Source organism: Streptomyces sp. NPDC048566 (genome assembly GCF_043199735.1).
In the GTDB taxonomy this organism is placed as follows: domain Bacteria; phylum Actinomycetota; class Actinomycetes; order Streptomycetales; family Streptomycetaceae; genus Streptomyces.
The window spans coordinates 136,249-154,132 of the sequence record NZ_JBICWL010000014.1 but is presented as its reverse complement, the minus strand read 5'-3'; the positions used below and the strand labels follow the sequence as shown (position 1 = coordinate 154,132).

The 17,884-nt window shown below is 75.3% G+C and carries 13 protein-coding genes; 9 read left to right on the top strand and 4 right to left on the bottom strand.

From position 1 onward, the window contains the following. Position 1: 1 nt before the first annotated feature. On the bottom strand, positions 2-883 hold the full coding sequence (locus ACGFS9_RS21755) for an SMP-30/gluconolactonase/LRE family protein (protein WP_393255335.1): 882 nt from the start codon (positions 881-883) through the stop codon (positions 2-4). Then, the gene (locus ACGFS9_RS21750; RefSeq protein WP_393255333.1) at positions 880-1,653 is read right to left on the bottom strand and encodes an IclR family transcriptional regulator; all 774 of its coding nucleotides are present in this window, start codon (positions 1,651-1,653) and stop codon (positions 880-882) included. The genes ACGFS9_RS21755 and ACGFS9_RS21750 overlap by 4 nt, the downstream gene beginning before the upstream one ends. 164 nt (positions 1,654-1,817) lie before the next feature. On the opposite strand from ACGFS9_RS21750, the gene ACGFS9_RS21745 reads away from it, so the two are divergent. After that, complete coding sequence (locus tag ACGFS9_RS21745; protein WP_393255331.1) at positions 1,818-2,429, top strand: hypothetical protein; 612 nt, start codon at positions 1,818-1,820, stop codon at positions 2,427-2,429. 28 nt (positions 2,430-2,457) lie between these two features. On the opposite strand, the gene ACGFS9_RS21740 is transcribed toward ACGFS9_RS21745, so the two are convergent. Continuing rightward, complete coding sequence (locus tag ACGFS9_RS21740) at positions 2,458-3,342, bottom strand: RimK family alpha-L-glutamate ligase (protein WP_393255330.1); 885 nt, start codon at positions 3,340-3,342, stop codon at positions 2,458-2,460. A gap of 275 nt (positions 3,343-3,617) precedes the next feature. Continuing rightward, positions 3,618-4,247 carry a toxin-antitoxin system, toxin component family protein gene (locus tag ACGFS9_RS21735; protein ID WP_393255329.1) on the bottom strand — a complete coding sequence of 210 codons (630 nt, stop codon included), beginning with the start codon at positions 4,245-4,247 and terminating at the stop codon, positions 3,618-3,620. Between the two features lie 393 nt (positions 4,248-4,640). Between ACGFS9_RS21735 and ACGFS9_RS21730 the strand changes: the two genes are divergently transcribed. The 8 genes from ACGFS9_RS21730 to fxsT all read left to right on the top strand — a co-directional run bounded on the left by ACGFS9_RS21730 (position 4,641) and on the right by fxsT (position 17,871). Beyond that, the gene (locus ACGFS9_RS21730; protein WP_393255328.1) at positions 4,641-6,179 is read left to right on the top strand and encodes an acyl-CoA synthetase; all 1,539 of its coding nucleotides are present in this window, start codon (positions 4,641-4,643) and stop codon (positions 6,177-6,179) included. After that, on the top strand, positions 6,172-7,551 hold the full coding sequence (locus tag ACGFS9_RS21725; RefSeq protein ID WP_393255326.1) for a carboxyl transferase domain-containing protein: 1,380 nt from the start codon (positions 6,172-6,174) through the stop codon (positions 7,549-7,551). Before ACGFS9_RS21730 ends, ACGFS9_RS21725 begins: the two co-directional genes overlap by 8 nt. 366 nt (positions 7,552-7,917) lie before the next feature. Then, positions 7,918-8,955 (top strand): rod shape-determining protein, encoded by a 1,038-nt coding sequence (locus ACGFS9_RS21720; RefSeq protein ID WP_393255324.1) that lies wholly within the window; start codon positions 7,918-7,920, stop codon positions 8,953-8,955. Between the two features lie 280 nt (positions 8,956-9,235). Beyond that, positions 9,236-9,418, top strand: coding sequence for a hypothetical protein (locus ACGFS9_RS21715; protein ID WP_393255323.1), 183 nt, complete (start codon positions 9,236-9,238; stop codon positions 9,416-9,418). 143 nt (positions 9,419-9,561) lie between these two features. Beyond that, on the top strand, positions 9,562-11,748 hold the full coding sequence (gene fxsBH / locus ACGFS9_RS21710; RefSeq protein WP_393255322.1) for a radical SAM/SPASM protein FxsBH, inactivated beta-hydroxylase extension form: 2,187 nt from the start codon (positions 9,562-9,564) through the stop codon (positions 11,746-11,748). Next, positions 11,745-12,518, top strand: coding sequence for an AAC(3) family N-acetyltransferase (locus ACGFS9_RS21705; protein ID WP_393255321.1), 774 nt, complete (start codon positions 11,745-11,747; stop codon positions 12,516-12,518). The genes fxsBH and ACGFS9_RS21705 overlap by 4 nt, the downstream gene beginning before the upstream one ends. A gap of 95 nt (positions 12,519-12,613) precedes the next feature. Beyond that, entirely contained in the window at positions 12,614-13,927 is a 1,314-nt protein-coding gene (locus ACGFS9_RS21700) for a TIR-like protein FxsC (protein WP_393255319.1), read from the top strand. Further along, positions 13,924-17,871: an FxSxx-COOH system tetratricopeptide repeat protein gene (gene fxsT, locus ACGFS9_RS21695; RefSeq protein WP_393255317.1), complete on the top strand. Its 3,948-nt coding sequence runs from the start codon at positions 13,924-13,926 to the stop codon at positions 17,869-17,871. The genes ACGFS9_RS21700 and fxsT overlap by 4 nt, the downstream gene beginning before the upstream one ends. Positions 17,872-17,884 lie beyond the last annotated feature (13 nt).

Sequence of the window (17,884 nt, the reverse complement as noted above, 5' to 3'; positions counted from 1 at the left end):
GCTATCCGGCGAAGGGGGGCTGCGGCAGGCCCTGTCCGGCCCCCGGGACGACGAGCAGGGAACCGGCCGCCGGGTGCGGGTGCGGCAGACCGGTGCGGGCGGTGGTGACGTAGAGGTCGGTGAGGCCCGCGCCGCCGAACGCGCAGGCGGTGGGGCGGCGGACCGGCAGGGCGAGGACCCGGTCGAGTCCGCCGTCCGGCGTGTAGCGGTGGACCGCCCCGCCGTCCCAGAGGGCCACCCACACACCGCCCTCGGCGTCGACCGTCAGCCCGTCGGGGTAGCCGTCCTCGACGGTCGCGAACGTCCGGCGGTTCACCGGGAGCCCGCCGTCGTCCACGTCGAAGACGTCGACGCGGCGGGTCGGCGAGTCCACGTAGTAGACGCGGCGGCCGTCCGGGCTCCAGCCGGTGCCGTTGCTGACCGTCACGTCGTCGAGGAGCGTGCGGACCGTGCCGTCGGGCGCGATCCGGGTGAGCGTTCCGCCGCCCGGGGCCTCGTCGTAGCGCATCGTGCCGCACCAGAGCGAACCGTCGGGCGCGACGGCCGCGTCGTTGGCGCGGCGGCCCGGTACGGGGTCGTGGTGCAGCCAGCGGAACGCGGCGGCGTCCGGCCCGCCCGCGCCGGGTGCGGCGTCGGCCGCGCCCGGCGGGTAGAGGCCCACGCCGTCCCGGAGGTTGACGACCAGGCCGCCGCCGGACCGGGGTTTGGCCGCGCCCACGTGCTGCTCGGTGGCGAGCACCGTACGGCGGCCGGTGCCGGGGTGGTAGGTGTGGACCCGGGAGCCGAGGATGTCGACCCAGAGGAGGTGTCCGGCCGCCGCGTCCCAGGTCGGGCCCTCGCCGAGCGCGGCGGAGGCGCGGACCGCGATCTCCACCGACGTCATCGCGCGTCCCGGTGCCCGAGCCGCTCGGAGAGTTCCGCCGCCCCCTTCGCGGCGAGCCGCTCCAGCTCGCCGCGGCGCTCCTCGCTCCAGCGGATCATCGGCACGGAGATGGAGAGCGCGGCGACGACCTGGCCGGTGCGGTCGCGCACCGGAGCCGCGACGCAGCTGACGTCGGGGTTGGACTCCTGGTTCTCGACGGCGATCCCGTGCCGGCGGATCGAGGCGAGGGCCTCGCGCAGGGTCCCCGGGTCGGTGATGCTGTTGGGCGTCATGGCCACGAGGTCGGCGCCGTCCGGTATGCGCGCGGTCAGCTGCTGCTCGGGCAGGGAGGCGAGGAGCATCTTGCCGACGGAGGTGCAGTGCGCGGGAAGCCGCCGCCCGGCCGCGGAGACCATGCGGACGGCGTGGGTGGAGTCGACCTTCGCGATGTAGATGACGTCGGTGTCCTCCAGGATCGCCACGTGCACGGTCTCGTCGCAGGTCTCGGCGACCGAGCGAGCGACCTGCTGGCCCTCGGCGGCGAGGTCGAGCTGCTCGGCGTAGCGGCTGCCGAGCTGGTAGGGCCGCACACCGAGGCGGTAGCGTCCCGGCTGCCCGGGCACCTGGACGATGTAGGAGCGGGCGCAGAGCGTGGTGACCAGTTCGTGCACGGTGGTGCGCGGAAGCCGGAGCCGGCGCACGATGTCGGGGGCGGAGAGCGTGCCGTCCCCGTCGAGGAAGAGTTCCAGGATGTCCAGAGCCCGGGTCACGGCAGGCACGAGGCGTCCCACAACCGACCCCCTCCTTTTGTTCGAAATTTCAACAGCCGATCGGCATGGCGAACACAGGCTAGTCACACACGGCTTGGCCGGGCAATGGGTCCGTCGGGGCCCGCGGGGCGCGGGAGGCCGCGCTGTCGCCGGCGGGAGGGCGTCGGGCCGGCGAGTGCGCGACGATGGGCGGCATGCCGGCCCGACGCCCCGCCACCCCGTTCACACCCCTCGACTTCCAGTTGGTCCTGCTGCGGAGGATGGCCGACCACCAGCCCGGCCTGGTCGAGGACGCCCGCCGCACGCTGGGGGTGTCCGTCGCCGACATGCGCGAGGCCAACCGGCGCTGGCAGGCCATGCTGCACGCGCCGCGGCAGCGGTCCGCCGCCGCCCGCTACCGTTCGGTGCTCGGCGCGCCCGTGTCGGAGGAGGACCGCAGGATCGGCGACCTGGGCTGCCGGGCCCTGCGCTGGCCCGTCCCGCTCTGGCCGACGCTGCGCTTCGAGGTCGTGGCCGGCGGGAACGGCGCCGTCTGGCACGAGTGGCTGGTGCGGGCCCCGGACGCCGCCGGGGCGGCGCCGGGCACGCTGGAGGATCTGGCGCCGTGGTCGTGCACGGTCGAGGAGGTGGCCCGCGCCTTCGCCCCCGCCCGGCCCCTGGAGGGCACCGCCCCGACCCGCTGGGGGCTCGCGTTCACCGCTCCCGACGCGGCGGGGGTGCGCCGGGACTGCGCGGCGGAGTTCACCTGGGGGCTGCTGCAGCGGGTGGCGGTGCGCGGCGCCGCGCCGGCCGGATGACGGCGGCCGTGCGGGGCGGCGCCGCGGCTCACCGGGCCGGCCGCGCGGCGGCCTCCAGGATCGCGTCGACGACGGCGCCCAGCGACCCCGGGTGCAGGAAGAGGAAGAGGTTCGGCTCGACGAGTTCCAGCTCCATGACCACGGGCTGCCCGTCGTCGCCGTCCACGAGGTCCACGCGCGCGTAGAGCACCGCCTCCGCGCCGCCCGGCACGGCGGCCAGGGCCTTCTCGGCGACGGCCCGTTCGGCCGCGGTGGGCTCCCAGACCTCCAGCCCGGGGTGCGCGGTCTTCGCCGCGTCGAAGGGGGTGCCCCGCTCCAGGACGGCCCCCTTGCGGCTCGCGTGCAGCAGCCGTCCGCCGAAGAACTGCAGGGCCCGCTCGCCGTGCGCGTCGATGCGCGCCAGATACGGCTGGACCATCGCGGTCAGCCCCTCGGCGTGCATCCGGGCGAGCTGGCGCAGCGCCCTGTCGTGCTCCCGCGGCGCGTAGCGGGCGGCGTAGCGCGCGCCCGCCCCCGCCGTGGGCTTCACGACGAAGTCGTGTCCGCCGGGCAGCTCGGCGGGGTCCCCCGGGGCGAGGTAGCGGGTCGGCACGACCGGGACGCCCGCCGCGGCGAGGTCCCCGAGGTAGCGCTTGTCGGTGTTCCAGCGCACCACCGGCGCCGGGTTCAGCAGCCGTGTCAGCTTCGCGCAGCGTTCGGCCCACGCGACGAACTCGGCCGAGCGCCGGCTGTAGTCCCAGGTGGAGCGGATCAGCGCCAGGTCGAATCCGGCCCAGCCGGCGTCCGGGTCGTCCCAGTGGACGACGGCGGCGTCGGCCCCGGCGTCGCACAGGGCCCGCGCCAGTACCGCGAGGTCCTGGTCGACGGTGGGCTCCCCGCCCGGGTCGTACGTCACGAGCGCGACACGGGCCACGTCGGTTCCCTTCTCCTGCGGCGGCCGCCCACGGCCACGGACGTGCCCGGCCGGCACCTCACCTGGGGACGATCCCGCCGCAGGCTAGCAACCGCCGCCGTCCCGGGGCGAAGGGATATCGGCCGCCGGGGCCCCGCGCCGCCCGGCGGCCGAGACGGCCGCCGGGCGGCTCGAAGGACGGCGGGCGGCTCGAAGGACGGCGGGCGGGCGGGGGACGGCGGGCAGGCGCTGTGCGGGACGCCGGGCCGGGCTGCGGCCGGTGTCGCGCGGGCCGGTCAGTCGCGCGGGCCGTAGCCCATCGAGGCGCGGATGGCGCGGCCGACCGGGTCGGCGGGGGCCGGGTCCCCGGGCCCCGCGAGCCAGGAGCGGAACACGCTGGCCAGGTGCAGCCCGAACTCCTCGGCCCGCGCCTCGTCCGCCTGGCGCGATCCGTCGCGGGCCGCGACCGCCAGGGCGAACTCGCGCGAGGGCGCGGTCCGCGCGAAGGGGGCGGGCCCGCCGTGCCGGCCGGAGAGCGCGGCCCGCGCGACCGCGGAGCCGCCGTCCACGTGATGGTCCCGGTGGCCCTCCTTCATGTGCCACAACTCGTGTCCGAGGATGACCAGTTGCTGCACCGTCTCCGCTCGCTCCTCCACCACGACCAGGTCGAAGTCGCCGAACTCCATCCACAGACCGGTCACCTCGATCTCGTCGGGGAACCGTTCGAAGCGCAGCTGCACGGGGCGGCCGGCCCGGCGCCGGCTCATCTCCTCGCACAGGGCCCGCGCCAACTGCCGGACGTCGAGGGGGGCGTCGACGCGGTGCCGCAGCGCGCGGCCGAGGTCCACCGCGAGCGCCCGCGTCCGGGACCGGCGCGGACGCAGGGCCTCCAGCAGCTTCCCGAGGGAGGTGGCCGGTCCCGTCATCGCGGCGCCTCCCCGCCGCCCGCCCGGCCGTCGCGCACCGGCCCCGCCGCCGGGACGCCCGGACGGGGGGCGCCGCCCCGGTCCGGGCCCTGCCCGGCGGGCGGCGCTGCGCGGCGCCGGCGGGTGGGACGGGGGGACGGGGACTGACTCACCAAAGGGCTCCCGGCAGTTGACTCGTCAAATTGTCGCGCCCGGCCGACACTACGGGGCCCGCTCCGTCGGCGCCACGGTTGCCCGGCGATCCTCCGCCGGCAGCGGAAGATCGTCACGGCGCCCGCACCGGCCCTCCACCTCCCCCGCCGCCCTCCCGGCGGGCGGCGGCCCGCGCGGAGAGCGTCATCGTGTAGGAAGAGGCTTGTCCCTCCCGGTGACGTCTCACGGCAAGGAGTCCTCGTGTTCTCCCTCTTCCCGGCCCTGGTGAGCGGATCGGTCGCGGACCGCTCCGCGCTCCGCTTCGGCGACCGGTCCCTGACGTACGCGGAACTCGCCGCCGCGGCCGGGGCGCTGGCCCGGCGGCTGGACGGCGCCGGGCGGGTCGCGGTGTGGGCGACCCCGACCCTGGAGACGTCGGTCGCCGTCGTCGCCGCGCTGCTCGCCGGAGTGCCGGCGGTGCCCCTCAACCCGAAGTCGGGAGCGGCGGAACTCGGCCACATCCTGGCCGACAGCGCGCCGTCGCTGGTGCTCGCCGCCCCGGGGGACGTTCTGCCGGACGCGGTGGCGGCGCTGCGCCGGACCGACGTCGAGGTGACCGTCCCCGCGGCCGCCGCCCCGCCCCGCCCGCAGGCTCCGCCGGGCGGAACCACCGGGCCGGACGCCTTCGCCTCCGCCGGGCGGGTCACCGACCCCACCGCTCCCGCCCTCGTCGTCTACACCTCCGGGACCACCGGGCCGCCGAAGGGAGCCGTCGTCCCGCGCCGGGCCGTCGCCGCCACCCTGGACGCGCTCGCCGACGCCTGGCAGTGGACCGGCGACGACGTCCTCGTGCACGGGCTGCCGCTGTTCCACGTGCACGGGCTGATCCTGGGCGTCCTCGGCCCGCTGCGCCGGGGCGGGTCCCTGCGCCATCTCGGGCGGTTCACCACCGAGGGCGTCGCGCGGGAGCTGGACTCCGGCGCCACCATGCTGTTCGGGGTGCCGACGATGTACCACCGGCTCGCCGAGGCGCTGGACGCGAGCCCCGGGCTGGCGGCGGCGCTCGGCCGGGCCCGGCTTCTGGTGTCCGGTTCCGCCGCGCTGCCGCTGCACGACCACGAGCGGATCGCGGCGGCCACCGGACGCCGGGTCGTCGAGCGGTACGGGATGACGGAGACGCTGATGAACACCAGCATGCGGGCGGACGGGCCGGTCCGGCCCGGCACGGTGGGCGCGCCGCTGCCGGGTGTGGGCCTGCGGCTCGTCGAGGAGGACGGGAGGGCGATCGCCGGGTACGAGGCCGACGGCACCCCGACCGGCGCGTGCGACGGGGTGAGCGTGGGCGAGATCCAGGTGCGCGGGCCCAACCTGTTCACCGAGTACCTGCACCGGCCCGACGCGACGGCCGCCGCCTACACCGCCGACGGCTGGTTCCGGACCGGCGACATGGCCGTCCTCGATCCGGACGGCGCCGTCCGCATCGCCGGCCGCAAGGCCACCGACCTGATCAAGAGCGGCGGTTACAAGATCGGCGCGGGGGAGATCGAGAACGCGCTCCTCGGCCATCCCGGCGTGCGGGAGGCCGCCGTCGCCGCGGAGCCCGACGCCGATCTCGGCGAGCGGGTCGCCGCCTGGATCGTGCCGGCCGATCCGGACCGGCCGCCGTCCGCCGAGGAGCTGGCCGAGCACGTGGCCCGCGACCTCGCGCCGCACAAGCGGCCCCGCACCGTGCGGTTCGTCCCGGCGCTGCCGCGCAACGACATGGGCAAGATCCTGAAGCGGGAGCTGCCCCGTGACTGAGCGCTTCTCGGCCCGCGAGGCCATCGCCCAGGTGACCGACAGTTTCGCCGAACTGCCGCCGGACGAGGCCGGGTCGGGGCCGGACGGCCCGCTGGGCTGGGAGGGGTACGACGCGGCGCGGGCGCGGGCCGCCGAGCGCACCGGCGAGGAGGAGTCCGTCGTGTGCGGCACCGCGACCTTCGGGACGGCGAGCTTCGGCACGACGACCGACGGCCGGGAGCCGCTCGGCCCGGTCACCGCCGTCCTCGTCGCCTTCGAGTTCGGCTTCCTCGGCGGCTCGCTGGGCGAGCGGGCCGGCGCCCGGCTGGAGGCCGCCCATGTGCACGCCCGCGCCCACGGGCTGCCCGTCGTCACCCTCGTCGCCACCGGCGGCAGCCGGATGCAGGAGGGCATGGTCGCGCTGACCCAGCTCCAGCGCGTGGCCCGGCAGGCGGAACTGACCCGGCGGGCGGGGCTGGCGCAGCTCGCCGTGGTCCGCGATCCGACGACCGGCGGCGGCTGGGCCACCCTCGGCGCCGGCGCCGACGTCACCCTCGCGCTGCCCGGGGCCCAGGTCGCCTTCGCCGGCTCCCGGGTCCGGCCCGCCGACGCGGACCCGGCCGCGTACACCGCGGAGGCGCAGCTCGCCTCCGGGGCGGTCGACGCGCTGGTGCCGCGCGAGCTGCTGCGGGAGACGCTGGCGCGGTGGCTGGACCTGCTCGGCGGCGCGTCCGCCGGTCCGGCGCCCGTCCCGCGCGCTCTGGGCGCGGGCGGCCTGCCGGGCACCGGGTGGGAGGCGGTGGAAGCGGCCCGTGCCGCCGGCCGGCCCCGCGCGGACGCCTACCTGGACGCGTACTTCACCCTCCGGGCGACGATCGGCGGGGACCGCTGCGGCGGCACCGACGACGGCATGGTGTGCGGTTTCGGCCGGACCCGCGAGGGCCGGACCGTCGCGTTCGCCGCGCAGCGGGGCACGGCGACCCGGCCGGCCGGGTACCGCACCGCCGCCCGGCTGGTCCGGCTGGCGGGCCGGCTGGGCATCCCGGTGCTGACCCTGGTGGACACCCCGGGAGCGGCCAACGACGCCGACGCCGAGCGGCAGGGTGCCGGTACGGCGATCGCCGACCTGTTCGCGGCGATGGCGGCGGCCCGGACGCCGGTGACGACGCTGGTGATCGGCGAGGGCGGCTCGGGCGGCGCGCTGGCCCTGGCGGCACCGGACAACACGTGGGCCACGCCCGACAGTTACTTCTCCGTCATCGCTCCGGAGGCGGCGGCCGCGATCCTCAAGCGGCCCGCGGGAGAGGTCCGTGCGACGGCCGGCCAGCTGCGCGTCCGGCCGCAGGACCTGCTGGACCTGGGGGTGATCCGGGGCATCGCGGAGCCGTGGTGAGGCCGCCCGTCCCGCGCCCGCCGGTTCGCCCCGGCCGGGGAATCGGCGGGCGACCGCCGAGAGGCGGCCCCGCCTCCGTCGCGTCCCCGGTGCGCGGTGGGCGCTCCGTCCGGGGCGGCGCCCCGACGGACGCCGCGGGGCCGGACCGGCCGGGACCCGGGAGGGAGGGGCGGAGTGGCGCCGGGGAGCCGTGACGGTCCGTCACGGGCGGCGGGGCCCGGTGCCGGTCGCGCAAGACCACCCGTCCAGCGGCACCCCGCCCGGCCCCCCACGAAGGGCGGCCCGGCCGCGGTCCGCCGAGGATGCGAGGAGAGGACCGCCGCCCGGCGGAGCCCCACACGGTCTGCGCTCTCGGGAGGACCTGCCATGACCGCCAGTCTGGAGCAGTTGCGCCGCTGCCACTTCGCCGTCGACCTGGGCGCCGCGAGGACCCGGGTCTACGTGCGGGGCGCGGGTCTGGTCGTGGACCAGCCGAGCTGCGCGGCGATCAACACGAAGACCGGCGCGCTGATCGCGGTCGGCGAGTTCGCGGAGAAGATGACGGGTCGTACGCCCGACTACATCAGGGTGGTGCGGCCGGTGTCCGGCGGCACGGTCGTCGACATCGACATGGCCCAGCGGATGCTGCGCCACCTGATCGGCGACAAGGTCCGCCGCGCGCTGCGGCGCAAGCCCCGGCTGCGGGCCGCCGCCTGCACCCCGCACGACGCGGACCCGCTGGCGCAGCGCGCCGCGATCGAGACGCTGGTCGGGCTGGGCGCCCGGCGGGTGGAACTGGTGGACACGCTGATCGCCGCCGCGGTCGGCTGCGGGCTGCCCGTCGAGCGCCCCGAGGCCACCATGATCATGGTGTGCGGGGCGGCGGCCACCCAGCTCGCCGTGCTGTCGCTGGGCTCGATCGTGACGGCCGAGCGCATCCCGGTGGGCGGGGAGGCGGTGGACCACGCGATCGTCCAGCACCTGCGCCACCAGCACGAGCTGATGCTGCCGAGCCAGGCCGTGCGGCCCCTGCAGCTCGCCCTCTCCGGCAACGGGCTCACCCCGCACGGCCCGGCCCTGACCGAGATCCACGGGCGCGACGTCGCCACCGGCCTCGCCCGCTCCGTGCAGGTGGACACCGCCGCCGTGCGCAACGCGATCCAGACCCCGCTGACCGCCGTGCTCGACGGCATCGGCAAGGTGCTGCGCTCCTGCCCGCCCGACCTGGTGGCCGACCTCGGCGACCGCGGGATCATGATGGTCGGCGGCAGCGCGCTGCTCCCCGGCCTCGACCAGATGCTGCGGCAGGCGACCGGCATGCCCGTGCACATCGCGGAGCGGCCCGACATCTGCGCGGTGCAGGGGCTCGGCTCCATGCTGGAGGGCAGGATCGAGCCGCTGGTCCTGGACCCGCTGGCCGGCTGACCCCCGGTGCGGCCCGGCGGCGCCCGTCGACCCGGCCGGTGCGGCGCGGCCGGTGCGCGGTTGCGTCCGGCGGTCACCGTCGCGGCGAGCGGGCACCCGCCGAACTGACGTCTCCCCCGCGGGGCCGCTTCGGCGCGCGTCCGCGATACGTCCGGGCGGCCCCGCTCCCCTTGCACCGGGCCCCGCTCGCGACTAGATGTGAAAGCGCAGAAGCCCGGTTCCTGCAGAGATCCACTGATACTCTCCGCCCGATAGCACCCATCAAAGCGAAAGTCCTCACATGAACCTTCCGGTGACGCAGGCGACGCACCTCACCGCCTCTCCCAGGCCCACGCGCCGGCCGCACACCCCTCTCGCGGCGATCGACCCGTTCGGGACCGCCGCCGTGAGGTCCGCCGGACGAGTGACGGACATCCCGGGCCGCCGCCCGGCCAAGCCGATCACCTTCGACTCGGCTCTCTAGACCCACCCGCCGCTTCCCGTACGGGCGCACCCGGATCACGCCGCCAGGTGCGCCCGTCCGCGTGCCCCCGGACCTTCAACAGGCCCTGCGGGTCAAGGAGTTCACGGCACGCCGACCGCACCCTCGGCACTACCCTTCACCGGGTGAAGCTCCAGCAACTCGTCCTCAAGATCCACAGCCGGTGCGACCTGGCCTGCGATCACTGCTATGTGTACGAGCATGCCGACCAGAGCTGGAAAAAACGCCCCGTCTTCCTTTCCGAGGAAACGCTGCGGAAAGTCTCCCGCCGTTTCGCGGAATATGCCAGAGAACAGAAACTCCCCTCCGTTTCGGTGATCCTCCACGGCGGCGAACCCCTTCTCGTGGGACCCGTCCGCATGCGGGACATCTGCGCGGAACTCGTCGAGACCATCACCCCGGTCACCGCGCTCGATCTGAGAATTCACACGAACGGCGTGCGGCTGAACACGCGCTTTCTCGACGTGTTCCGGGAATTCGACGTCAAGGTGAGCGTCTCCCTCGACGGCGACCGCGCCGCGAACGACCGGCACCGGCGGGACCGGCGGGGCCGCAGCAGCCACGACCGGGTGCTGCGCGCGATCGAACTGCTGCGCTCCCCCGCCTACCGGCACCTCTACAGCGGCCTGCTGTGCACGGTCGACGTCGCCAACGACCCCGTGGCGGTGCACGACGCGCTGGCCGCGCTGCACCCGCCGCGCGTCGACTACCTGCTGCCGCACTCCACCTGGGACAACCCGCCGCCCCGGCCGGACGGCTCCCCCACCGCCTACGCGGACTGGCTGCTGAGGATCTTCGACCGCTGGGATGCGCAGGGCAGGACCCTCGGTGTGCGGACCTTCGAGTCGGTCCTCAGCACCCTGCGGGGCGGCCCCGCCCTGACCGAGGCGATGGGACTCGCGCCGAGCGATCTCGCGGTGGTGGAGACCGACGGCAGCTTCGAGCAGGCCGACTCCCTGAAGACGGCGTACCCCGGGGCCCCCGCCACCGGCTACGACGTCGACCGGCACACCTTCGCCGAGTTCGCCCGGCACCCCGGGGTGCGCGCCCGCCAGCTCGGGCTCGCGGGGGTCGGCCCGAGCTGCCGGCGCTGTCCGGTGGTCGAGTCGTGCGGCGGGGGCCTCTACGCGCACCGCTACAGCACCGGCCACGGCTTCGCGAACCCGAGCGTGTTCTGCTCCGACCTGAAGGCGTTCGTCGACGGGGTCGCCGAGCGGATCACCGACCACGGTCTGAGCCCCGCCGTCCACGACCGGCACGAACTCGGCTACGCGCAGGGCGAGCTGGTCCGCACCCTGCTCGGCGTCGTGGCCGCCCGGCACGCCGGCGAGCCCGGCTGGGACGCGGTGTGGCACGCCTTCCTGGCGCTCGACGGCGACCCGTCGACCGCGCCGCACGTCGACGCGATCCTCGCCCACCCCTACGTCCACACCGCCCTCAACCACTGCCTGCACGGCCGGTCCCGCGAACCGGCGCCGCTCGCCCGCGCGATCACCGCGGCGGCCGTCCGCGCCGGCGCCGATCTCGCGCTCCGCTGGCACGAGGGCGCCGGCGGCCTGCACCTGCCCACCCTCGGCACGCTCGACCTGCCGGCACCGGGCCCGGTCGACGTCACGGTCACCGCCGGCGAGCTGCACGTGCGCACCGGGCCGGGCGCCGGGCGCCGCCCCGGCGACGCGGACGGCGGCTGGCGTCCCCTGACCACCGTCCCGGTCGCCGGCGGCACCCGGCTGCTGCTGGACGACGCCGACCCGCTGCGCGACTGCTACCCCGTACCCGTCGCGCCGCCCCTGGGCCCCAGCGACCTCGCCGTGTTCGCCAAACGGCTGCACAGGGCGCACGAGCTGCTGGAGGAGCGTCCCGCCGCGGAGCGCGGCGGCGCCAACGAGCCGGCGCTCACCACCCTCACCCCGCTCGCCGCCGGCACCGGCGTCCGGCTCGGCGCGCACGGGCTCGGCGCGCTCGGCCTCGCCGTGGACTTCGAGCCCGAGGACCTGGTGCGGGAGCTGCCGCGCGTCGGCCGGCGGGCGCGGCTGCGGGCGCTGCGCGAGACGGCCGACCTGAACGTGCCGGGCAACCGGGCCGGGCGGCTCCTCGACGAGGCCAGCGACGAACTGGGCAACGCCGCCCGCTGGCCGCGGGGCGCGGACGAGCGGAACGCCGCCCTGGCCCGGGCGGCGCGCGCCCTGGACGAACTCGGGTCCAGGCCGCCCCGCGAACTCACCGCGACCGGCGAGGCGCTGGCCGCCGAGCTGCGGGCCGAGCTGGCGCCGGCGGCCGCCGCGCCCCGGGGGACGGACCGCCCGCGATGACCGGGCCCGGCGGGCTGGCGGGCCTGCTGGCGGAGCTGGGCGTCCCGCGCGGCGGCGTCCTCGTCGCGCACGCGTCCCTCTCGGGCAGCGGCCTGCGCGCCGCCCGGGTCCGGGACGCGCTGCTCGCCGCCCTCGGCCCCGACGGCACCCTCGTCGTGCCCGCCTTCTCGCCCGAGAACTCGCCGACCTCCCGAGCCTACAAGGACCTCACCGCGGGCATGTCCGCCGACCGGGAGGCGGCCTTCCGGGCGTCCATGGCGCCGTTCGACCCCGCGACGACGCCGTGCCCGACGATGGGCGCGCTCGCCGAGTGCGTGCGGACCACGCCCGGTGCCGTCCGCAGCACGCACCCGCACACCTCCTTCGCCGCGCTCGGGCCGCGCGCCGCCGCGCTGCTCGCCGACCACGACCCGCACTGCCACCTCGGCGAACGCTCCCCGCTCGGCGCGCTGTACGCGGCGGGCGCCCATGTGCTGCTGTTCCGGGTGGGGTTCGAGGCGTGCAGCGCCTTCCACCTCGCCGAGTACCGGCTCCGGCCGGCGCCGCCGCCACGCGGGTACTCCTGCGTGTCGGGCCGGCCGGGCCGCTGGGTGTCCTACGAGGACATCACCCTGTACGACGGCGACTTCAGGCTGATCGGGTCGCGGCTGCCGCGTGATCTCGCGGCGCGGCGGGAAATGGCGGGAAGAGCCGTGCGGCTCTTCGGAATGCGGGAGGCCGTCGACCGGGCCGGTGTCCTGATGTCCGGATATCGCCAGGGATTGACGTGAAAGAGGAGACCTCCCCGGGGTCCGGATCGGGAAGATGGTGGGTTCCGGCCCGGTGAACCTCCCGTAGGGGTCTCATCCACAGGCAGGGGGGGCGCGTGGACATACCGGAGCGGGCATCGGACAACCGGCCGTACTTCTTCCTGAGTTACGCCCACACACCGGCCTGGGGGCCCGGCGGCGGCGACCCGGACCACTGGGTGCAGGTCCTCTTCACCGACCTGTGCGACCACATCATGGCGCTGACCGACCTGCCCGCCGGCGTGCCGGCGGGATTCATGGACCGGGAGATGCGCTCGGGCGACGGCTGGCCGGAGAAGCTCAGCGAGAACCTCGCCACCTGCCGGGTCTTCGTCCCGCTGTTCTCACCGCGCTACTTCACCAGCGAGAGCTGCGGCCGGGAGTGGTTCGCCTTCAACGAACGCATCCTGCGGGCCCGCGCCACCGGCAGCGGCGCGGTCCAGGCGATCGTGCCGGCCCTGTGGACGCACATCGACTACGCCCAGCTCCCCGACTCCGTCCGGCACATCCACGTCGACCACGCCCAGTTCGGCGACCGCTACGCGGCGAACGGCATCTACGGCCTGATCAAGCTGAACCGGCTGCGCGACGAGTACGAGGAGACGGTCCTCGGGCTCGCCCAGCGGATCGTGCAGATCGCGCAGGACTCCCCGCTGCCGTCCAGCAGACCGCGGCCCTACGAGAGCACGCCGAGCGCGTTCAAGCCGCGCGGCGAGGGCCCCCGGCGCATCCATCTGACCGTCGCGGCCCCCACCCGGCACAGCATCCCCGAACACCGCGACACCCGCCCCTACGGCGAGGACGCCCAGGACTGGAACCCCTACCACTCGGAGTCGACCCGGCCGCTGCCCTCGCTGGCCGAGGAGCTGATCCGCTCGCTCGACTACCGGATCACCGTGTCGTCCTTCGACGACGACACCACCGACGAGGACCTCGGCCCCGACGACACGGAGAAGGCCGGGCCGGGCCATCCCGGCATCCTGCTCATCGACCGGTGGGCGCTCACCGACGAGGAACGGGTGCGCAGGCTCAAGGCGTTCGACACCCGCGCCCGGCCCTGGATCAGCGCGGTCGTCCCGTGGAACCGGACCGACATCCAGTGCCACGGCGAGGAGGGCCGCCGGCTCGCGGCCGAACTCGAACGGACCCTGCCGCTGATCCTCGACCGGGGCCGGCGCGCCGACTGCCGCTCGGCCGTCAACGGCGTTCCGACGCTGAAGGCGTTCACCGACGTCCTGCCCGTCGTGGTCGCGCACGCGACCCGGCAGTACCTCAAGCACGCCGAGGCGCATCCGCCCGCCGGTCCGGCCGTCCGCCGGCCCCGCCTGATGGGCCCCACCCATCCGCCGCGTCCCGACGGCGGACCCGACCACGGAGGAGAAGAAGCATGACGGCCGCGCAGGACGGACGGATCATCACCTTCTACTCGTACAAGGGAGGCACGGGCCGCACCATGGCCCTCGCCAACACGGCGTGGATCCTCGCCGCCAACGGCAGGCGCGTCCTCGCCGTCGACTGGGACCTGGAGGCCCCCGGCCTGCACCGCTTCTTCCACCCCTTCCTCGACCCCAACGCGCTCGCGGCCACCACCGGGGTCATCGACATCATCAACGAGTACGCGTGGGCCGCGACCACCGGAACCCAACGCTCGGGGGCCTGGCACCGCGACTACGCGCGCGTCGAGCAGCACGCCATCTCCCTGACGCCCGAACGCCTCGGCCTGCGCTTCCAGGAGGGCGGCTCGCTCGACTTCCTGTCCGCCGGACGCCAGGACCGCTCGTACTCCGCGAGCGTGTCCTCCTTCGAGTGGGACAACTTCTACGAGCGGCTCGGCGGCGGCCTCTTCCTCGACGCCCTGCGCGACGACATGCGCGCCTCCTACGACTACGTCCTCATCGACAGCCGCACCGGGCTGTCCGACAACGCCGACATCTGCACCATCCAGATGCCCGACGTGCTGGTCGACTGCTTCACGCTCAGCGACCAGTCCCTCGACGGAGCGGCGGCCGTCGCCCGCAGCGTCGAGGACGGCTACCGCAAGCGGCCCATCCGGGTGCTGCCGGTGCCGATGCGCATCGACGAGGGCGAGAAGGAGAAGGTGGACGCCGGCCGCGCGCTGGCCCGCCTGAAGTTCGAGGGGCTCCCCAAGGGGCTCGGCGGGGAGGAACTGGCCGGCGAGGAACTGACCGCCTACTGGGGCGCCGTCGAGATCCCCTACCGCCCCTACTACGCCTACGAGGAGACCCTCGCCACCGTCGGCGACGAGAGCGGCATCGCCAACTCGCTGCTGTCCGCGTTCGAACGGCTCACCGCGGTCATCACGGACGGCACGGTGACCGCCCTGCCGCCGGTGCCGGAGGCGGTACGGCTGCGCTGCCGGGACGCGTTCCTGCGCAGGCGGCCCCTGTCGACCGCGGCGGACGTGGTGATCGCGTACACGGCGGAGAACCGCGTTTGGGCGGACTGGATCGAGTCGCTCCTGAAGCGGTCGGGCTGCCGGGTCACCCCGCACGACATCGCCACCGGGCCGGTCGACCGGCCGGACCCGGCGACCCGCACCCTCGTGCTGCTGTCCAAGGCGTTCCGCAAGTCCCGGCACTCCGACCCCGTCTGGCGCGGCCTCACCGACGCCGAGGACGGGGCCCCGCACGACGCCGCGCACGGCGGCGTCCTGCCGGTCCGGGTGGACGAGGTGCACCTGCCGCAGTCCTACCTCGACCGCAATCCGGTCGACCTGCACCGCCTCGACGAGGCCCAGTGCACCGGCGCCCTGCTCGGCGCCCTGGAACTGCCGGGCCGGCCCGTCGAGGCGGGCGCGGCGGGCCCGCGCTTCCCGGGCAGCACCCCGGCGATCTGGAGCGCCCCGCAGCGCAACAACACCTTCACCGGACGGGACGTCATCCTCGACCGGGTCCGCGAGCAGCTCGGCGGCGGCATGTCGGTGGTGCTGCCGCAGCCGCAGGCCCTGTACGGGCTCGGCGGCGTCGGCAAGACCCAGGTCGCGCTGGAGTACGTGCACCGGTTCATGGCCGACTACGACCTGGTGTGGTGGATATCCGCCGAGGACCCCGGCAACGTCGTCTCCTCGCTCGCCGAACTGGCCGCCCGGATCGGCGCGCCCAGCGGCGAGGACATCAACCTGGCCAGCCAGGAAGCGGTGCAGATGCTGGCCCGCGGCGCGCCGACGAAGCGGTGGATCCTCGTCTTCGACAACGCCGACGACCCCGCCCGGCTCACCCGCTTCTTCCCGGCGGGCGGCGGCGGCCACATCCTCGTCACCTCCCGCAACCAGGCGTGGGCGCAGCAGGGCGCCTCGCTGCCCATCGACGTGTTCCTGCGCGAGGAGAGCGTCGAGCACCTGACCCGGCGCGCCTCCGGGCTGAGCGCGCAGGAGGCCGACCGGGTGGCGACCGCGGTGGGCGACCTGCCGCTGGCCGTGGAGCAGGCGGCGGCCTGGCTCGCCGAGACGGCCACCCCGATCGAGGAGTACCTGCGCCGGCTCGCCGAGCAGACCACCGAGGTACTGGACCTCAACCAGCCCGTCGACTACCCGCAGACGGTCGCCGCGACCTGGAACATCTCCATCGCCCGGCTGCGGGAGCGCTCGCCCGCCTCCGTGCGCCTGCTGCAACTGTGCGCGTTCCTCGCCGCCGAGCCGATCTCCTCGCACCTGCTGTACAGCAAGGAGATGATCGACGCCCTGCGGCCCTACGACCCGGCGCTCCAGGAGAGCCTGCTGCTCGGCCGGGTGATCCGCGAGATCGGCCGGTTCGCGCTCGCCAAGGTCGACCAGGTGAGCAACAGCATCCAGGTCCACCGGCTGGTGCAGGCGGTGATCCGCTCGCAGCTCACCGAGGAGGAGCAGCGCCAGGCCCGGCACGTGGTGCACACGGTCCTCGCGGGCTGCCGGCCGGACGGCGACGAGCCGATCGACGACCCGGAGACCTGGCCCCGCTTCACGGTCATCTGGCCCCACCTGGCGGCCTCCGACGCCCGCAACTGCACGGACGCCGCGACCCGCAGGCTGCTCATCGACCGCGTCCGCTACCTGTGGAAACGCGGTGAGTTCGCCGGTGCGCAGGCGCTCGCCGAGGACCTGCTCGCCCACTGGAAGCCCGTCCTCGGCGAGGACGACGTCCAGTTCCTGTACCTGCGCTGCCAGCTCGGCAACGTGCTGCGCTCCCAGGGCCGCTACGTGGAGGCCCGCGACATCAACACGGCGCTGCTGGAACGCCAGCAGCGGGTGCTGGGCCCCACCCACCCGCACACGTACGTCACCATGTCCGGCCTGGCCAGCGATCTCGCGGCGCTCGGCGTGTACGAGTCGGCGGTGGACTACGCGCGCGAGGCGCACGAGGGGTTCCGGCAGATATTCCACGAGTCGCACCGGCGGACCCTCTCCGCCGCCAACAACCTCGCGCTGGCGCTGCGCATGGTCGGCCGGTACGGCGAGGCCCGCGTCCTCGACCAGGAGACCTTCGACCGGCGCACCGAGGTCCTCGGCCCGGACCACCCGTACACGCTCGCCTCGGCCGCCCGGCTCGGCCGCGACCTGAGGGAGGTGGGCCGCTACGGCGAGTCGGTGTCCCTGCTCTCGCGCGCGTACGACGCCCACAAGCGGATTCTCGGCAAGGACTTCCCCGGCACCCTGAGCTGCGCCAAGTCCCTCGCGGTGTCGCTGCGGCGGGCGGGCGAGTTCGACGACGCCCGGCGCCTGACGACGGCGACGCGCGCGCTCTACCGCCAGCAGTACGAGGCGCCGACGCCGGACTCGCTGGCCTGCGACCTGAACATGGCCGCCGACCTGTTCGCCGCGGACGAGCGGGAGGCCGCCCGCGAGGTGGCCCGGGAGGCCCTGACGGAGTACATGAAGGTGCCGGGCGAGGCCCATCCGTACACCCAGGCCGCGCTGAACAACCTGGGGATATTCCACTGGGGCTGCGGTGACGCCGAGGAGGCGGAGCGGGTGTTCCGCAAGGTGCTGCGGCGGATGGGCGAGGTGCTCGGCGAGAAGCATCCGCACACGCTGTTCACCGGCGTCAACTACGCCAACGTCCTCGCCGACCAGGGCCGGTTCGCGGAGGCGCGGGAGCTGGAGGAGAAGGCCGTGGTGACGCTCCGCACGGTGCTGGGCCCGCACCACCCGGAGACCCTCGCGATCGTCGCGAACGCCGGTCTCACCCTGGCCGCGCTGGGCCGCCGGGACGAGGCCCGCCGGATGCGCGAGGAGGCCCTGGCGGAACTGCGGGCGCTCCTCGGCGAGGAGAACGGCATGACCCGCGTCGCCGCGGACGACCGCCGCATCTACCGCGACCTGGAGCCGCTGGCCGTATGAGGGCCGACCGGTG

Bases quoted from the DNA above. Each gene is read 5' to 3' on its own strand.
- ACGFS9_RS21745 (WP_393255331.1), top strand. From the start codon at position 1,818: ATGGGCGGCATGCCGGCCCGACGCCCCGCCACCCCGTTCACACCCCTC.
- fxsT (WP_393255317.1), top strand. From the start codon at position 13,924: ATGACGGCCGCGCAGGACGGACGGATCATCACCTTCTACTCGTACAAG.
- ACGFS9_RS21755 (WP_393255335.1), bottom strand. From the start codon at position 883: ATGACGTCGGTGGAGATCGCGGTCCGCGCCTCCGCCGCGCTCGGCGAG.
- ACGFS9_RS21715 (WP_393255323.1), top strand. From the start codon at position 9,236: ATGAACCTTCCGGTGACGCAGGCGACGCACCTCACCGCCTCTCCCAGG.
- ACGFS9_RS21705 (WP_393255321.1), top strand. From the start codon at position 11,745: ATGACCGGGCCCGGCGGGCTGGCGGGCCTGCTGGCGGAGCTGGGCGTC.
- ACGFS9_RS21720 (WP_393255324.1), top strand. From the start codon at position 7,918: ATGACCGCCAGTCTGGAGCAGTTGCGCCGCTGCCACTTCGCCGTCGAC.
- ACGFS9_RS21735 (WP_393255329.1), bottom strand. From the start codon at position 4,247: ATGACGGGACCGGCCACCTCCCTCGGGAAGCTGCTGGAGGCCCTGCGT.